The organism is Streptomyces sp. NPDC017676, from assembly GCF_044329325.1.
In the GTDB taxonomy this organism is placed as follows: Bacteria; Actinomycetota; Actinomycetes; order Streptomycetales; family Streptomycetaceae; genus Streptomyces.
On the sequence record NZ_JBIRJA010000001.1, the window covers coordinates 768223 to 783686 of the forward strand.

The window sequence follows — 15464 nt, forward strand, 5'->3', positions numbered from 1 at the left end:
AGGAACGCATGAACAACGCAGTGAACGACGCGGTCTGGTCCGGCAGCTGGGTCGCCGAGCGACTCGGGGTCGGGCTCGTGGGCGACGACGACCTTCCGGCGCTGCTCGGGCTCGCGCTGCGGCGCAACCCCAAGCGGGCGCACCTGCTGGTCTCCAACGTCCTCGGCAAGCACGTACCGCAGTCGCCGGCCGTGGTGTACGAGTACGGCCTCCACCTGGGCCGACGGGCGGCCGCGCTGCTCGGCGAGGAAGGGGCCGGTGCCGTCGTCCTCGGCTACGCGGAGACGGCGACGGGGCTGGGGCACGCGGTCGCCGACGGGCTCGGCGCGGTGCCGTACCTGCACTCCACGCGACGGCCGGTTCCCGGGGTCGCGCCGGCGGGCGGCTTCGAGGAGTCGCACTCGCACGCCACCTCGCACCTGCTGCTGCCGGAAGACCCCGCCCTGCTGGCCGGGGACGGGCCGCTGGTGCTGGTGGACGATGAGTTCTCCACCGGTAACACCGTGCTGAACACCATGCGTGACCTGCACGAGCGGTACCCGCGCGAGCGGTATGTGGTGGTCGCTCTGGTCGACATGCGGTCGGCTGAGGACTCCGCGCGACTGGAGCGGTTCGCGCGGGAGACCGGGGCCCGGGTCGACGTGATCGCCGCCGCGTCCGGGACCGTACGGCTGCCCGAGGGGGTGCTGGAGAGGGGGCAGCGGCTGGTCGCGGAACGCGAGTCCGCCGGGTGCGGGGCCGTCGTGGCCGCTCGCGCCCGTACGGCGGAGCCGCGGGACGTCTCGCCCCGCGCCCCTGGAGGGGTGCCACGGCCAGGGCCGGTCACCAGGGTCGACCTGCACTGGCCTCAAGGTCTCCCCGACGGCGGCCGGCACGGTTTCACCCCCGCCCACCGGGCCCGGCTCGACGCGGCGCTGCCCGCCTTGGCCGGGCGGATACGCGAGGCGCTGCCCGTCGGCGCCCGGCGCGTTCTGGTGCTCGGCTTCGAGGAGCTCATGTACGCGCCGCTGCGGCTCGCCCGCGAGCTGGAGCAGGCGGTGGACGCCGAGGTGCGGTTCTCCACCACCACCCGGTCGCCCGTGCTCGCGGTCGACGACCCCGGCTACGCGATCCGCAGCCGCCTGGTCTTCCCGGCCCACGACGACCCGGCCGACGGGCCCGGTGAGCGGTACGCCTACAACGTGGCCGGCGCCGGCTTCGACGCCGTCGTCGCCGTGGTCGACTCCGTCGCCGACACCCCCGCCCTGCACGCGCCCGACGGCCTGCTGGCCGCCCTCGCCGCGCACGTCCCGCACGTCCTGCTCGCAGTCGTCCCCTCCTACGTTCCGCACGCTCCCGAAAGGCCGGCCATGCTGCCCGAGCCCCTCCGCGGCCCCGCGTTCTCCTCGTACGCGCCGGAGGAGGTCGGCTGGCTGCTCCAGGACCTCTCCGACGTGACCCTGGAGGCGCCGACGGAGGAGCGCGAGGAGGCCATCCAGCGCGGCGGCGCGCACTACGCCGAGTCGCTGCCGGTGGAGTACCAGCCCAGCGCCCAGTACCAGGAGCTGTTCCACGCGGCCCTGGACGCGTCCGCCGCCCGCCTCGCGCAGGCCGTCGGAGTCGTGACCGAGGCCGTCCTCACCGAGCGCTCGCCCCGCCCGGTGCTGGTCTCCCTGGCCCGCGCCGGCACCCCCGTCGGCATCCTGATGCGCCGCTGGGCCCGGTTCCGGCACGGCCTCGACCTGCCGCACTACGCCGTGTCGATCGTGCGCGGCCGGGGCATCGACGCCAACGCGCTGCGCTGGCTGGCCGACCGTCACGACCCCCGGGACGTCGTGTTCGTCGACGGCTGGACCGGCAAGGGCGCGATCACGCGCGAACTCGCGGAGGCGATCGAGGAGTTCGAGCGGAAGGAGGGCGTCACCGGGTTCGACCCGGAGATCGCGGTCCTCGCCGATCCCGGCTCCTGCGTACGCACCTACGGCACCCGCGAGGACTTCCTCATCCCCTCCGCGTGCCTCAACTCGACCGTCTCCGGGCTGATCTCCCGTACGGTGCTGCGCGCCGACCTGGTCGGCCCGCACGACTTCCACGGCGCCAAGTTCTACCGGGAACTCGCGGGCGCGGACGTCTCCGTGGCCTTCCTCGACGCCGTCGCCGCCCGCTTCCCCGAGGTGGCCGACGGCGTGGACGGCGCGGTGAAGGAGCTCCTGGCCACGGACCGCACCCCGACCTGGGCGGGCTGGCGGGCGGTCGAGCGGATCAGCGAGGAGTACGGCATCCACGACGTCAACCTCGTCAAGCCGGGCGTCGGCGAGACCACCCGGGTGCTGCTGCGCCGGGTGCCGTGGAAGATTCTCGCGCGGGCGGGGGCGGGCGCGGACCTGGACCACGTGCGGCTCCTCGCCCAGCAGCGCGGGGTGCCGGTGGAGGAGGTGGACGACCTGCCGTACACCTGCGTCGGGCTGATCCACCCCCGGTACACGCGGGGCGCCACCGGCGCCGACGGCAAGGCGGTGAACGTCTGATGCCGGTGCTGGTGGCGAGCGACCTGGACCGTACGCTGATCTACTCCTCGGCGGCCCTCGCGCTGACCATGCCGGACCCGCGGGCGCCCCGGCTGCTGTGCGTGGAGGTGCACGAGGCCAAGCCGCTGTCCTACATGACCGAGACCGCGGCCCAGTTGCTGACCGACCTCGGCGACACGGCCGTGTTCGTGCCGACGACGACCCGGACGCGCAAGCAGTACCAGCGGATCAACCTGCCGGGCCCGCCGCCGGCGTACGCGATCTGCGCCAACGGCGGCCATCTGCTGGTCGACGGGGTCACCGACGCCGACTGGCACGCGGGTGTCCAGGCCCGGCTCGCCGACGAGTGCGCGCCGCTGGCGGAGGTCAGCGAGCATCTGCTGCGCTCCGCCGACCCGGTGTGGGTGCGCAAGCACCGGATCGCCGAGGACCTGTTCGCGTACCTCGTGGTGGAACGCGAACTGCTGCCCGGGGACTGGGTGAAGGAGCTCGCGGTGTGGGCGGAGAACCGGGGCTGGACGGTGTCCCTGCAGGGCCGCAAGATCTACGCCGTACCGAAGCCGCTCACCAAGAGCGCGGCCGTCCGCGAGGTGGCCCGGCGCACCGGCGCGGAGCTGACGCTGGCCGCCGGTGACTCCCTGCTCGACGCCGACCTGCTGCTGGCCGCCGACCGGGGCTGGCGCCCCGGCCACGGCGAACTGGCCGACACCGACTGGACGGCCCCGCAGATCAACGCCCTGCCGGAACGCGGCGTCCTGGCGGGGGAGCGGATCCTGCGGGAGTTCTTGAAGGCGACCCGCACGGCGGCACCCTAGGGGCACAGGCCTGTATCGATGTGCGGCTCCGCCGCGTGGGCGCGACAAGCCGCGACGGCGCCGCACCCGCGGGGACGGCACCAGGCGGCACCCCCGCAGGCGGCTACCCGCAGCATCCGCCCCCGCAGCACCCGCCCCCGCCGGCCCTCGGCGAGGGCGCGGGTGCGGGCGCGGACGTGTTGTTCGACACGCCCACCGCCACCGTCGACAGCAGCTTCACCGTGTCGTCGTGCCCCGCGGGGCACGACGCGGGGGCGGCCGACTGCGCCATGGGCCGGTTGAGTTCGAACGTGTCGCCGCAGGTCCGGCAGCGGTACTCGTAACGAGGCATGGCCCCAGGTTAGCCGCCCGGGCCCGGCCATGGGCGTCTCAAAATTTCATGAGCGTTGCTTTCTATCCGGCACATGTGCAGGGCATTCGAAAACGTTACTGATAATTTGTGAACGCCGTTGCGAGGATGCTCAGCTCACCCGCGCGAGCGAGACCGAGTGCGGAGGGAGACGCAGGCGTGACCGATGCGTCGCAGGGGGAGGACGGCCCCATGGGGGGTGGCCGTGGCGAGAAGCCGTTGGACGCCGATGAGACGCTGCATCTGAGAGTGGACGCCCTCAGGGCGGACCAGACCATGCAGTTGCGCGTGCCCCCGCCACCGGAGCCGCCCGCTCCGGGCGGCGGCCGGGCCGAACGCCGGCGTGACGCGCGCTCCGCCGGACGAGGGCGCGGCGCGCCCGTGAGCGCGGCCCTGGGCGCCGTCGCCCGGCTGCTCGGCCCGCTGACCCCGTACGCGCGCCGGATAGCCCCCTACGCGCGCCGCCTGAAGCCGGTGTACCCGCGCCCCGGGCGCACCGGCTGGCGCCGCTGGATACCCTCCTGGCGCCAGTGGCTCGGCGCCACCCTGACGTCGTTCGGTCTGCTCAGCGCGTTCCTCGTCACGGCGTACGCGATGACGGACATACCGGAGAACCTCAACTCGTACGCCACCCAGCAGGACAACGTCTACTTCTGGTCGGACGGCACGCCCATGGCCCGCACGGGCTGGGTGCAGCGGCAGGCGATGCCGCTGAAGGACATCCCCCCGGACGTCCGCTGGGCGGTGCTCGCGGCGGAGAACGAGAGTTTCTACTCGGACCCGGGCATATCCGCCAGAGGTATCACCCGCGCGGTGTTCCGCACGCTGGGACAGGGGGACACCGAGGGCGGATCGACCATTACCCAGCAATACGTCAAGAATGTCTATCTGACCCAGAACCAGACCATCAGCCGCAAATTCACCGAGGCGATGATCGCCCTCAAACTGGACAACAGGATGAGCAAGGACCAGATCCTGGAGGGCTATCTCAACACGAGCTGGTTCGGCCGCGGCAGCTACGGCATCCAGCGCGCCGCCCAGGCGTACTACGGCAAGGACGTCGGCAAGCTCAACGCCTCCGAGGCGGCCATGCTCGCCGGGCTGCTCAAGGGCGCCGGCCTGTACGACCCGACGCTCAGCAAGGCCAACCACGCGCGGGCCGTCGAGCGCTGGTCCTGGATCCTCGACCGCATGGTCAAGATCGGCAAGCTGTCGCCGCAGGAACGGGCGGAGTACACCAGGTTCCCCGAGCCGCTGAAGAGCAACCCGCTGTACAACACGGGTGCGCAGAGCGACTACCTGGTGGAGCTGGCCTCGCAGTACGCCAAGAAGGCCGGACACCTGACGGACAAGCAGTTCGACCTGGGTGGCTACCAGATCTACACGACCTTCGACCGCAAGCGGGAGAAGGCGCTCACCGACGCCGTCACCAAGGCCCGCAAGCAGGCCAGGCGGGACAACCCGGCGGCGGCGAAGAACGGTCACTACGGCGCCGCATCGGTGGCCGCCGACGGCCGGATCCTCGCCGTCTACGGCGGCCCCGACCACCGTACCCAGGGCTACAACGAGTCCAACGCGACCACCGTCCCGGCCGGCACCGCGTTCACGCCGTTCGTCTACGCCGCCGGGCTCGAACACGGCGTGCACAAGACGCGCGGCGGACCCGCCACCCCCGTCACCCCGGACAGCGTCTACGACGGCGACGACGGCGTGCCCGTCACCACCCCCGAGGGGCCGTACTGGGACCGCAGCGGCAAGAAGGTCGCCGCGCACAACGACGGCGGCGCCTCGTACGGGGACATCAGCCTGCGCGAGGCCATGGCCCGGTCCGTGAACACGCCGTTCATGCAGCTCGGCATGGACACCGGCCTGGACAAGGTGCGCCAGACCGCCGTGGCGTCCGGGCTGCTGTCCTCCAGCATCGGCCCCCAGGTCCCGGCCCTGTCGATGGGGAACTCCACGCCCAGCGCCATCCGGATGGCCGGCGGCTACGCCACCTTCGCCGCCGGCGGCAACCACACCGAGCCGTACTCGGTGGGCCGGATCACCCGCAACGGTTCCCCGGTCGCCCTGTCCACCCCGCGCCCGAAGCGCGCGGTCGGCGCCAAGGTGGCCGAGGAGGTCACGGAGGCGCTCACCGACTCCTTCCGCACCGCCCATCCCGAGGCGGCGGCCGGCCGGTCCGGGCTGTCCGGGAAGGCCGGCACGACCGAGAAGGACACCGCCGCCTGGTTCGTCGGCACGGCCGACTCCGTGTCCACCGCGATCGTCGTCTACCGGATCGACCTGGCCAAGTCCCTGGAGCCACTGCCGCTCAAGGGTCTGGCCGGCACGTCCGCCCACAGCGTCCCGTATGCCCTCTGGTCGGCAGCGACGGGTCTCGGCTGAGCCGGGGCCCGTACACCCTCCCCTTCCGCAGAATGAGCCGCGCATGCCCCGCAAGATGTCGTCGTCAGGCCGCCGTCGCGCCCCCCGCAGCCGCAGTGCGCCCCGCGCCACCCGGCCGCAGGTGCTGACGCTGGCCGCCCTCCTCGTCGTCGCCTCGCTGGTCGCCGGGTTCCTGGCGCTGTCCGGCACGGACGGCAACAGCACACCGGCCGCCGCGGCCGGCAAGAGACAGAAGAGCGCGCCGAAGGCCAGCCCGACACCGGAGTGGGACGGCAGGACCAAGGTGCTCGGGGACGGCTCCACCTCCTACACCGGGCCGCAGAAGGGCCAGTTGAAGCCGGTGCCGCTCAAGCCCGGTGAGAAGCCGCCGCAGTTCGTCGTCTTCTCCTGGGACGGCGCGCTGGAGGGCAGCGACCACCTGTTCTCGCACTACCGGGAGCTGGCCAAGGAGTACGACGCCCACATGACCTTCTTCCTCACCGGCATCTACCTGCTGCCCAAGAGCAAGAAGTCCCTGTACCACGGCCCCATGCACTCCCCGGGCGACGCCGCCATCGACTACGCCACCGACGACCACATCCGCAGCACCGTGGAGCAGCTCGGCAAGGCGTACGAGGACGGCAACGAGATCGGCACCCACTTCAACGGCCACTTCTGCGGGGCCAAGGGCGGCGGCGACTGGAGCGTCGAGGAGTGGAAGAGCGAGATCGACCAGTTCTACTCCTTCGTGGAGCACTGGAAGACCAACACCGGCTTCAAGGACCTCGCGCCGCTGCCCTTCGACTTCAGGAAGGAGGTCACCGGCGGCCGGGCGCCCTGCCTGGAGGGCCAGCCGAACCTGCTGAAGGCCATGAAGAGCTACGGCTGGCGCTACGACGCCAGTTCGCCGGGTGACTTCCAGATATGGCCGTCGAAGAAGAACGGCATATGGGACTTCCCGCTGCAGATGCTGCCGTACGAGAGCGGCAAGTTCCAGGGGCTGTCCATGGACTTCAACTTCCTGTACAACCAGTCCGAGGGTGAGACCCAGGGTGATTCGGCCAAGTTCCCCCAGTGGGAACAGCAGACCGTCGAGTCCTACATGGCCGGCTTCAACCGGGTGTACTACGGCAGCCGGGCCCCGCTGTTCATCGGCAACCACTTCGAGGACTGGAACGGTGGCATCTACATGAAGGCCATCGACCAGGTGGTCAAGAACGTCTGCACCAAGAAGGGCGTCAAGTGCGTGTCCTTCAAGGAGCTGGCCGACTGGCTCGACGCGCAGAAGCCGCAGACCCTGGCCGCCCTGCGCAGCCTCGACCCGGCCCAGTCCCCGGACTGGTCCACGGTCGTCAAGTGACGGGCGTGCGCCGGGGATTCCACTTGTGCAACCCCCTTCACATCCGACGCACACGGCGTGCGAAGATGCCCCTCGCCCGGTAGGTGTACCGGCGTAGAGGGGAACATCATTGAAATCTAGAAGACTGAGCCGTGGGCGGCGCCGCACGGCCATAGTCACCGCCGCGGCAGCCTCGGTGGTCGCCGGCGTGGCCCTGGTGCCCAACTGGAGCGCCGGTGCGGCGGTGACCGACGACCCGACGGTGGACGCGGCGACCAAGGCGACCTTCCAGCGGCTGGCCGACGCGGTCTTCACCGACCGCACGCAGGCCCTGGTGGAGGGCGCCGGAAAGGCGGAGACCCGGCACACGTCCGGCTTCTCCGGTTCCGTCCGCCTGTCCGGCGGGCAGACCCGCCAGGAGAAGTCCGCGCTGGACGAGCTGCGCGACCGCCGCGGCCGACTGGCCCGGCTGGGCGAGACGTACCGCGCGGGCAGCACCAAGGTCACGCTCGACGCGACCCAGGTGAAGGGCCGGCACGCCAAGGTCGCCGTCACCGAGACCACGACGCTGACCTACGACAAGGCCACCGCCAAGGGGCCGAAGTCGACCGGCTTCCAGGCCCATCACGAGCTGACCTTCCAGGCGGACCGGCACGGCACCTGGCAGCTCACCGGCATCCGGGACACCGACGACGGCTACCTCGCGGTCAACCAGGTCGCCAAGCCCGCCGTCACCTCGGTGAAGACCGCCACCGCGGACGACGGCCCGCCCTCCGCGGCCCGCGCCGCCACCACCTGGCCCGCACCGGTCAACAAGAAGGACTTCTCCGCGACCGGCTACGACTACAAGGCCATGGTCGCGTACGCGCAGAAGTACTGGAACAAGTACAACCCGGCCTACCCGGACTTCAACGGGCAGGGGGCCGGCGGCGACTGCACCAACTTCGTCAGCCAGGTCCTGAAGGCCGGCGGCTGGAAGCACGTGCCCGGCTACACGTACGACTGGAAGAAGTGGTTCGGCACCGCCGACATCCAGTCGGACTCGTTCGTCGGCGTCAACGAGTTCTCCTGGTTCGCCCTGTCCTCGAAGCGGGCCACCAGCCTCGCCAACGTCTACCAGATGGACCTCGGCGACGTGCTGCAGATGGACTTCAACCGGGACGGGTCCAAGGACCACTCGATGATCGTCACGTACCGGGACAGCCGGGGCGTGCCGTACGTGAGCTACCACTCGACCAACACGTACAACCGGTCGGTGGCCAGCCTCGTCGCCTCGTACCCGAACGCGGCGTTCTACGCCTACAGGACCTGACCCGGTCCTGGCTGCCGCGGGCCCCGCTGCTCCTGCGCCTCCCGCTGCTCGTCCCGCGGACGCCGCTCCTGCCGCGTCAGCTGCTCGGGCGGCGTCCGCTGTTCCTGCGGAGGGGCGTCCGGGTGGCGGGCCCGCCAGTAGGGGTTGTCGTGGGGCAGGTTGTGACCGACTCGGCCGTACATGCCGAAGGTCATCAGCAGCAGGCCCACGATGAAGCTGAAGAACACGTTCTGGATCTTGAACGCCAGGAAGTTGCTGGCGGTGTCCAGCAGGCCGAGGAACAGGAAGCCGTTCAGCAGGAACAGCACGCCGAGGACCATGTTCAGGGTCGACGCGAAGTTCCCGCCGATCGCCATGCCGGCCAGCAGCACCGCGCCGATGACGATCGACAGCACACTCAGCGCGCCGTTGGAGTTCAGCCCGGCGACCGTGTTGCCGCCCGTGCTGAAGAAGCCGATCTGGTCGATCAGGCCGAGAATGCCGAAGGCGACCAGGAATCCGCCGATGAGGCCGGCACCGATCCGGTAGACCTGGTTGAGCCGGTGGTCGACGGGCAGATGGTCGTCCAGCCGGGGCCGTCGTTCCTCGGCCTTCCTCGTGTGCACCGCGTGTGTGGCCATGTCCGCCTCCCTCGGGCGCTAGCGGAGGCCATCCGTCCTCTTAATATCCGCTGCCGCACAGCACCCGGCAACACGCACGTCAGTGCCCGGCGCCGCGCTCCTCGCGGATCTGCGCCACCACCCGCGCCACCGTCTGCCGCACCCCTTCCGTCTCTGTGAGGAAGTGCCAGTAGTCCGGGTGCCGTCCCTCCAGCGTGCCGATCGCCCGCTCCAGCCGGGCCACCGCGTCGTCCAGCGGCCGGGCGTGCCGCGGATCGGGGGTCGAACGGCCCGTCATGGCCAGCCGCTGGGCGTCCCGGATCGCGAACCGGGTCCGCTCGATCTCCGCCTGCGGATCCTTCTGCACCGCGTTCAGCCTGCCCAGCCGGTCACCGGCCGCCGACACCGCCTCGTCGGTGGCGTTCAGCAGGGCCCGCACGGTCGACAGCAGTGCGGTCGCGTCCGCCCAGCGCTGGGCGTCCCGCGCCGCCTGCGCCTCCCGGAGCTTCAGTTCGGCCTGCCGCACGTTCTCCGCGGCCTGCTCCGGCACCTGCTGGAGGTCCTGCCAGCAGGCGGCGGTGAAGCGGCGGCGCAGCTCGCTCAGCACCGGCTCCACCTGCCCGGCCCGGGTGGTCAGCGCCTGGGCCCTGGTGCGCAGGCTGACCAGCCGGTGGTCGATCTCGGCCGCCCGCTCCGGCAGCCGCTCCGCCTCCGCCGCGATCGCCCCGGCCTCCCGCTGCACCCGCTCGGCGCGCTCCAGCGTCGCTTGCACACCGTGCCGCCCGGCGCCCTGGTTCAGCTTGGTCAGCTCCGGTGACAGGGCCGCCAGCCGCGCGGCCAGCTCGTCGGCCCGCAGGTTCCGCTCCCGTACGGCGTCCAGGGCGTTGCTCGCCGCCAGCAGCGACTGCCGGGCCCGCTCCACGGCGGGCGCCAGCCGGGCCAGCTGCGTCTCCGCCTTGCCCAGCAGCGGCTCCAGCGAGCTCGCGAACCGGTCCAGCTCCTGCCGGACCCGGTCGAGCTCGTCCTTGGCCGCGGTCAGCTCGGCCCGCGCCCGCGCCGCCGTGCCGGCCTCCAGATCGTCCCGGTCCAGGTCGTGGGCGTCCACGGCCTGGATGTAACTCCGGCTGACCTCGTCGATCCGGCGCCCGAGTGCCTCGAAGTCGGACACGGCCCGCCGGGCGGCGGGGGAGTCGTCCACCGCCGAGATGGTCTCCACCGAGATCCGCAGGTCCCGCTGCGCGGTGTCGAGTTCGTAGAACGCCGTCGCCGCCGCGTCCTTCGCGGCCTGCGCGTCGGCCCGGTGGCTCTCCGCCCGCCCGCCGAACCAGCGCCGGGTGCCGCCGCCGGCGAACGAGACGGGCAGCGCGAGCGCGGCCAGCACCGGCAGGCCGAGCAGAGTGAGGGCGTCGCGCAGCGGGGAGGGGCCGCGCCGGGCGCGTGCGGTGGACGGCGGCGGGTACGGCTGGCTGGCTGGCGTGCCCGGTGTCGCCGTCACATCCCTCTCCCGTGCTGTGGTTCGCCCTGGGTGGTGTCATTCTCCCACCCGTTGAAGACGAACACACGGGCCGGTCAGTTCGCCGTGCGCACCGTGACTTTCCCGTCCTGGGTGTGCGCCGACACCCGGTGCGGGCTGCTGTCGTCGCGGGGCACGGACACGGTCACCGACCCGTCGTCGGCCCCCGCCGACACCCGGTACGCGCCCTTGGGCAGGCCCACCGTCACCGACCCGTCGTCACTGCGGACGTCGACCAGGTCCGGCGGGCCGGTCAGCTCGACGTCCACGGAGCCGTCGCCGGTGGCGGCCCGCACCCGGCGCGAGGAGACCACCGCGCGCACCGATCCGTCGTCGGCCCGCAGGTCCAGCGGGCCGCTGGTGTCGGTGACGCGCACGGCGCCGTCGTCGACGTGGATGCTGACCGCGTCCCGGAACCCGGAGGCCCGCACGGCGCCGTCCTCGTTCACGACCTCGACGCCGACCCCGCGCGGCACCTCGATCCGGTGCCGGGCCGAGCAGTCGGCGATGATCCCGGAGCAGTGCACCCGCAGCACGAGCCGGTCGCCGTCCATGGACCACCGCGCCTCGGGTTCGCCGCCGGCGACCACGGACCCCTCGAACCAGCGGGTCACCTCGACCGTGCCGGCCTTCTGCCCCCGTGCGGCGACGATCTCCAGCGCCGAGTCGTCGGAGTCGACGGTGAGGGTACGGCCGTGCAGCGCGAAGGACCGGTGATCCGGGTGTGTGTCGTCGCCGGCGGAGGCGCCACACGCGGTGAGCCCCGCGAGGAGCGCACCGGCGAGCACGGCCGGCCGGGCAGCGCGGAACGAAAGCGAACGGACCATGTGATGTCTCCCCCTGAACCGGCTCGTACCGGTCTGGTCCGGCGCGCGGGACCGGGCGCCGGAGTACTGCGGTCTGCGCCGACGCTAGGGCCCGCGTCCCGGTCCGACGATCCGGCGGCCTCCCGGAACGGGGTGGGGTTAACCCCCCTGTCGGGTTTGCAGGGCAGCCGCTCGGGCAAGGTAGGCTGTCGACCTGTCCCGGGTGCGTAGCTCAGGGGTAGAGCGCCTGCCTTACAAGCAGGATGTCGGCGGTTCGAAACCGTCCGCGCCCACCGGTCCGGCCCCTCGGAGCAGTCTCCGAGGGGCCGTTTCCTTGCCCTATTCCTCCTCCGCCGGCGTCTCGTGGGCGTGCTTCAGCCGGGAGCGGGCGTCCATGCGGTCCGCCGCCGCCACCTCGGCCCAGAAGCGGTGCGTGCTGACGAAGACCGCGAGTTCGTGCTCGCGCCGCCGCAGCTTCTCCACCTCGGCCTGCTCGTCCTCCGTCCAGCCGGGGGACGCGGGCCGCTCCACCTTGCGCCAGCCGGTGTCGTCGCTGAAGCCGTCCATCGGCTCGACCGACCAGGGCAGCCGCTTGAGCAGGGCCGACAGCTCGGCCCGGACCTGATGCAGCTCCTCCTGACCGGCGAGGAGGTCACTGGGGAATTCATAGGTCGTAGCCACGCGGCAATGCTACGCCTGTTCGATTTACGGGGGCGAGGCTGTCCGTGGGGTCAGAGGGAAGGTTCAGCCGAACGGGTGGCGCGGGGCGGCGGCGTCCGGCGTGTCCTGCCGGTCACCGGGGGACGCGAGGGCACGGCGATGACCGCAGGGGCGCCACCGGGGGCGAGTCGCCGCCCGGTTCCCCGAACACCGCGCCGTGGGCGAGCGAGTGATCGCCGACCCCCGGTCCCGGGCGTGCCCCGGCGGGGCCGGGGCGTCGGCGCCGGGTCAGTGGCCGGAGTCCCGCAGCGCCCGGACCAGCCGTGCGGTCACCGGCACCGGTACCCCGTGCCGCTCGGCCGCGCGCAGCAACGCCCCGCCGATGGCGTCCAGTTCCAGCGGCCGGCCCGCCTCGGCGTCGCGCTGCATGGACGACTTGGCGGCGGGCGGGAACGCGTCGTACCGGGCCAGGGCCTGGGCCGGGTCGGCCGGGGCGCCGCAGGCACGGCTGACCGCGGCGGTCTCCGCGACCAGGGCCTCCAGCTCGTCCCGGTGACGGCTGCGGACCACCCCGAGCGGGACGCCGTACCGGGTGGTGAGCAGGGCGAACGGGGCGAGGAACACCATCTTGGCCCACAGGGCCGCCGTCTCGTCGCCGGCCACGCGGGCGGTCGTACCGCAGGCATGGAGGTGGGCGGCCAGCGCGTCGAGCCGGGCGCGGGGTACGGCGTCCCCGGCCAGGTCGATCTCCGTGAAGGGGCTGCCGTGCTCGATCACGCCCGGGGCGACCCGGGTGGACTCCACGCGGATCACGGCCGGGGCGACCAGGTTGGGACGGTAGCGGGCGCGCAGGGTCGCGGGGTGTTCGACGCCGTTGAGCAGCGGTACGGCCAGGGCGTCACCCAGGACGGCGGGCGGGACCCGGGTCAGGGCGGCTTCGAGCGCGGTGTGCTTCACGGTGATCAGGCACGCGTCCACCGGCTCGCGCAGCTCGGTGTCCGCGTCGACGGCGGCCGTGAAGTCGCCGAACTGCGCGCTGCGGACCGTGATGCCGGTACGGCGCAGGGTGTCGGCCGTGGCCTCACCGGCCAGGCAGATCACGCGGTGCCCTGAGCGGGACAGCAGGGCGGCGAGCAGGCCGCCGGTGCCGCCGGGGCCGAGGACGGCCACGGTGAGCGGTTGCGTCATGAAGTTGTCCTCTCGACGGTCGGCCCCGGGGTCGGTGGCCGCCTTCGCGCAGATCATCGCAGGGCACGGCGGGCTGCGCGAGACTGGGCTCATGTGCCGGAGCATCAAGACGCTGCGTCCGCCCGTGCTGCCCGGTGAGGCCACGGACGAGGACATCCACGCGGCCGCGTTGCAGTACGTACGCAAGATCTCGGGCTTCCGCGCCCCCGCCGCCCACAACCGCGAGGCTTTTGACAAGGCGGTGCAAGCGGTGGCGCAGGCCACGGCGGAGCTGCTCGGGGAGCTGGAGGTACGGGGGCAGTCGGCGCGGCGAGGAGGCTAGCGCCGGAAGGGGTCCGCGGGTCCGGCACGGTGCCGGACCCGCCTGTCGGCGTACTCGGCATGTGACCACTCTCATAGCGGCGCGGCCCCGGAACCCGGTCTGCGGCGCACCGCCGGGGCGCCGCTCGTGAGGGGGATGCCGGCCGCGCGCCGTGGATGGTTATGAGACAGGTGCGGCTGGGCGTGAGGAGGTGGCCTATTTGTCTGACGTGTCGTCAAAGGTGCGCAGGTGTAGGGATGTTGACTCCTGGGAAGCTCGCGGAAGACGGGCGCCCCGTGACCGCTGCGGGTGCCGCGCCGGGCGCGGTGCGCCGGCGCCGGGCCGCGAGCGGAGGCACCGTCATGGCCAAATGTTGAACTTGCAAGCATTGATAAGGCACCCCTAACCTGGGCTCCCGTTCGGTACCGCCGCCCCCACGACCGGCCTTCCTCGTCCCCGGCCGGCCCGACCGACACCGAAGAGGAGAGATCCCCTCATGTCCGCACGTCTCGATTCCGCTCAGCCCTATGTCATCGGGCTCTTCCGCATCGTCCTCGGCCTGCTCTTCGCGGTGCACGGAGCCGCCTCCCTGTTCGGCGTCCTCGGCGGCGCCGCCGGCAGCGACGGCGGCACCATCGCGGCCGGCACCTGGCCCGGCTGGTACGCGGCCGTGATCCAGCTCGTCGCCGGCGGCCTGGTGCTGCTCGGCCTCGGCACCCGCGGTGCCGCGCTGATCGCCTCCGGCTCGATGGCGTACGCCTACTTCGACGTCCACCAGCAGGCCGCCCTGTGGCCGATACAGAACGGCGGCGAGCTGCCGGCGCTGTTCTGCTGGGCGTTCCTGCTGCTCGTCTTCACCGGCTCCGGCGCCTTCGGCCTGGACCGGCTCCTCGTCCGCCGCGCGGCGGAGGACGGCGAGCGGGCGCCGGAGCAGTCGCCGGTCGCCGCCTGACGGTCCGGCCGGTGTGCCGTACGGCGGCCCACCCGTGAACCGTCTGTGATCGTCCCGCGGACCCCTCGCGAACCTCCTGTCACACCCCCGGCGTACGCTGTATGGCTGTCAACGGGGGAGTGACGGGAGTCGTGGTGTTCGAGAGCGTGGGGTCGCTGGCGGCCGGGCCGTGGATCTATGCCGTGGTGGCCCTGTCGGTCCTGCTCGACGTGTTCCTGCCCGTCCTGCCCAGCGGCGTGCTCGTCATCACGGCCGGCACGGCGGCGGCGGCCGGTTCGGGCGCGGCGGGGCAGGTCCCGCACGAGGTGCCGGACATCCTGGCCCTGATCCTGTCCGCCGCGACCGCCTCCGTCCTCGGCGACCTGGTGGCGTACCGGCTGGCCTGGCGCGGCGGGGAGCGGCTGGACCGGGCGATAGCGCGTTCCCGGCGGCTGACCACCGCGCAGGAACGTCTCGGTGACGCCCTGGCCCGGGGCGGCGGCGCGCTGGTCGTCCTCGCCCGCTTCGCCCCCGCCGGCCGCTCGGTCGTCTCCTTCTGCGCCGGTGCCGCCCACCGCCGCGTCCGCGACTTCCTGCCCTGGTCCGCCCTGGCCGGCCTGTCCTGGGCCGCCTACAGCGTGGCCCTCGGCTATTACGGCGCCCAGTGGCTGGGCGCGACCTGGCTGGCCACGGGCGTCTCGGTGGCGGCCCTGTTCGGCGCGGGGGCGGCGGCGGCCTTCCTGATGCGCCGCCGCCCCGTCTCCTGAGCGGCCCGGC

At 72.5% G+C, this 15464-nt stretch carries 14 protein-coding genes and 1 tRNA gene; 9 read left to right on the plus strand and 6 right to left on the minus strand.

From position 1 onward, the window contains the following. Positions 1–8 precede the first annotated feature (8 nt). Together ACH4LD_RS03410 and ACH4LD_RS03415 are read left to right on the plus strand one after the other, a co-directional pair. A complete protein-coding gene (locus tag ACH4LD_RS03410; protein WP_398053447.1) occupies positions 9–2507 on the plus strand; it encodes a phosphoribosyltransferase in 2499 nt (832 codons plus the stop codon). Next, entirely contained in the window at positions 2507–3322 is an 816-nt protein-coding gene (locus tag ACH4LD_RS03415; RefSeq protein WP_398053448.1) for an HAD family hydrolase, read from the plus strand. Before ACH4LD_RS03410 ends, ACH4LD_RS03415 begins: the two co-directional genes overlap by 1 nt. A 103-nt stretch (positions 3323–3425) precedes the next feature. Here the strand turns inward: ACH4LD_RS03415 and ACH4LD_RS03420 are convergent, their stop codons facing one another. Further along, on the minus strand, positions 3426–3653 hold the full coding sequence (locus ACH4LD_RS03420) for a zinc ribbon domain-containing protein (RefSeq protein ID WP_103810926.1): 228 nt from the start codon (positions 3651–3653) through the stop codon (positions 3426–3428). 210 nt (positions 3654–3863) lie between these two features. On the opposite strand from ACH4LD_RS03420, the gene ACH4LD_RS03425 reads away from it, so the two are divergent. The 3 genes from ACH4LD_RS03425 (at position 3864) to ACH4LD_RS03435 (ending at position 8689) form a co-directional block, all read left to right on the plus strand. Then, positions 3864–6059 carry a transglycosylase domain-containing protein gene (locus ACH4LD_RS03425; protein WP_398053607.1) on the plus strand — a complete coding sequence of 732 codons (2196 nt, stop codon included), beginning with the start codon at positions 3864–3866 and terminating at the stop codon, positions 6057–6059. A gap of 43 nt (positions 6060–6102) precedes the next feature. Next, positions 6103–7398, plus strand: a complete 1296-nt coding sequence (locus ACH4LD_RS03430; protein WP_398053450.1) for a hypothetical protein — start codon at positions 6103–6105, stop codon at positions 7396–7398. A gap of 187 nt (positions 7399–7585) precedes the next feature. Then, complete coding sequence (locus ACH4LD_RS03435) at positions 7586–8689, plus strand: amidase domain-containing protein (RefSeq protein ID WP_398053608.1); 1104 nt, start codon at positions 7586–7588, stop codon at positions 8687–8689. Here the strand turns inward: ACH4LD_RS03435 and ACH4LD_RS03440 are convergent. The 3 genes from ACH4LD_RS03440 to ACH4LD_RS03450 form a co-directional block, all read right to left on the minus strand. Continuing rightward, a complete protein-coding gene (locus ACH4LD_RS03440) occupies positions 8677–9309 on the minus strand; it encodes a DUF4383 domain-containing protein (RefSeq protein ID WP_398053451.1) in 633 nt (210 codons plus the stop codon). The genes ACH4LD_RS03435 and ACH4LD_RS03440 overlap by 13 nt on opposite strands. 79 nt (positions 9310–9388) lie before the next feature. Further along, positions 9389–10783: a hypothetical protein gene (locus ACH4LD_RS03445; RefSeq protein ID WP_398053452.1), complete on the minus strand. Its 1395-nt coding sequence runs from the start codon at positions 10781–10783 to the stop codon at positions 9389–9391. A gap of 74 nt (positions 10784–10857) precedes the next feature. After that, a complete protein-coding gene (locus ACH4LD_RS03450) occupies positions 10858–11628 on the minus strand; it encodes a DUF4097 family beta strand repeat-containing protein (RefSeq protein WP_132783673.1) in 771 nt (256 codons plus the stop codon). A gap of 200 nt (positions 11629–11828) precedes the next feature. On the opposite strand from ACH4LD_RS03450, the gene ACH4LD_RS03455 reads away from it, so the two are divergent. Further along, positions 11829–11900, plus strand: a tRNA-Val gene (locus ACH4LD_RS03455). 46 nt (positions 11901–11946) lie between these two features. On the opposite strand, the gene ACH4LD_RS03460 is transcribed toward ACH4LD_RS03455, so the two are convergent. After that, positions 11947–12288 carry a hypothetical protein gene (locus ACH4LD_RS03460; RefSeq protein WP_132783674.1) on the minus strand — a complete coding sequence of 114 codons (342 nt, stop codon included), beginning with the start codon at positions 12286–12288 and terminating at the stop codon, positions 11947–11949. 267 nt (positions 12289–12555) lie between these two features. Beyond that, positions 12556–13455 carry a ketopantoate reductase family protein gene (locus tag ACH4LD_RS03465; RefSeq protein ID WP_398053453.1) on the minus strand — a complete coding sequence of 300 codons (900 nt, stop codon included), beginning with the start codon at positions 13453–13455 and terminating at the stop codon, positions 12556–12558. Between the two features lie 91 nt (positions 13456–13546). Here ACH4LD_RS03465 and ACH4LD_RS03470 point away from each other — a divergent pair, with 91 nt between their 5' ends. From ACH4LD_RS03470 to ACH4LD_RS03480, 3 genes are all read left to right on the plus strand, one after another. After that, the gene (locus ACH4LD_RS03470; protein WP_398053454.1) at positions 13547–13777 is read left to right on the plus strand and encodes a DUF2277 domain-containing protein; all 231 of its coding nucleotides are present in this window, start codon (positions 13547–13549) and stop codon (positions 13775–13777) included. 475 nt (positions 13778–14252) lie between these two features. Beyond that, positions 14253–14708, plus strand: coding sequence for a DoxX family protein (locus ACH4LD_RS03475; protein ID WP_398053455.1), 456 nt, complete (start codon positions 14253–14255; stop codon positions 14706–14708). Positions 14709–14809: 101 nt separating this feature from the next. After that, positions 14810–15454 (plus strand): DedA family protein, encoded by a 645-nt coding sequence (locus ACH4LD_RS03480; protein ID WP_103810935.1) that lies wholly within the window; start codon positions 14810–14812, stop codon positions 15452–15454. Positions 15455–15464: the final 10 nt, after the last annotated feature.

Excerpts from the sequence above, each read along its gene's own strand:
- ACH4LD_RS03425 (WP_398053607.1), top strand. The coding sequence starts at position 3,864 with ATGGGGGGTGGCCGTGGCGAGAAGCCGTTGGACGCCGATGAGACGCTG.
- ACH4LD_RS03470 (WP_398053454.1), top strand. The coding sequence starts at position 13,547 with ATGTGCCGGAGCATCAAGACGCTGCGTCCGCCCGTGCTGCCCGGTGAG.
- ACH4LD_RS03475 (WP_398053455.1), top strand. The coding sequence starts at position 14,253 with ATGTCCGCACGTCTCGATTCCGCTCAGCCCTATGTCATCGGGCTCTTC.
- ACH4LD_RS03450 (WP_132783673.1), bottom strand. The coding sequence starts at position 11,628 with ATGGTCCGTTCGCTTTCGTTCCGCGCTGCCCGGCCGGCCGTGCTCGCC.
- ACH4LD_RS03410 (WP_398053447.1), top strand. The coding sequence starts at position 9 with ATGAACAACGCAGTGAACGACGCGGTCTGGTCCGGCAGCTGGGTCGCC.
- ACH4LD_RS03420 (WP_103810926.1), bottom strand. The coding sequence starts at position 3,653 with ATGCCTCGTTACGAGTACCGCTGCCGGACCTGCGGCGACACGTTCGAA.
- ACH4LD_RS03415 (WP_398053448.1), top strand. The coding sequence starts at position 2,507 with ATGCCGGTGCTGGTGGCGAGCGACCTGGACCGTACGCTGATCTACTCC.
- ACH4LD_RS03480 (WP_103810935.1), top strand. The coding sequence starts at position 14,810 with ATGGCTGTCAACGGGGGAGTGACGGGAGTCGTGGTGTTCGAGAGCGTG.
- ACH4LD_RS03465 (WP_398053453.1), bottom strand. The coding sequence starts at position 13,455 with ATGACGCAACCGCTCACCGTGGCCGTCCTCGGCCCCGGCGGCACCGGC.
- ACH4LD_RS03440 (WP_398053451.1), bottom strand. The coding sequence starts at position 9,309 with ATGGCCACACACGCGGTGCACACGAGGAAGGCCGAGGAACGACGGCCC.
- ACH4LD_RS03430 (WP_398053450.1), top strand. The coding sequence starts at position 6,103 with ATGCCCCGCAAGATGTCGTCGTCAGGCCGCCGTCGCGCCCCCCGCAGC.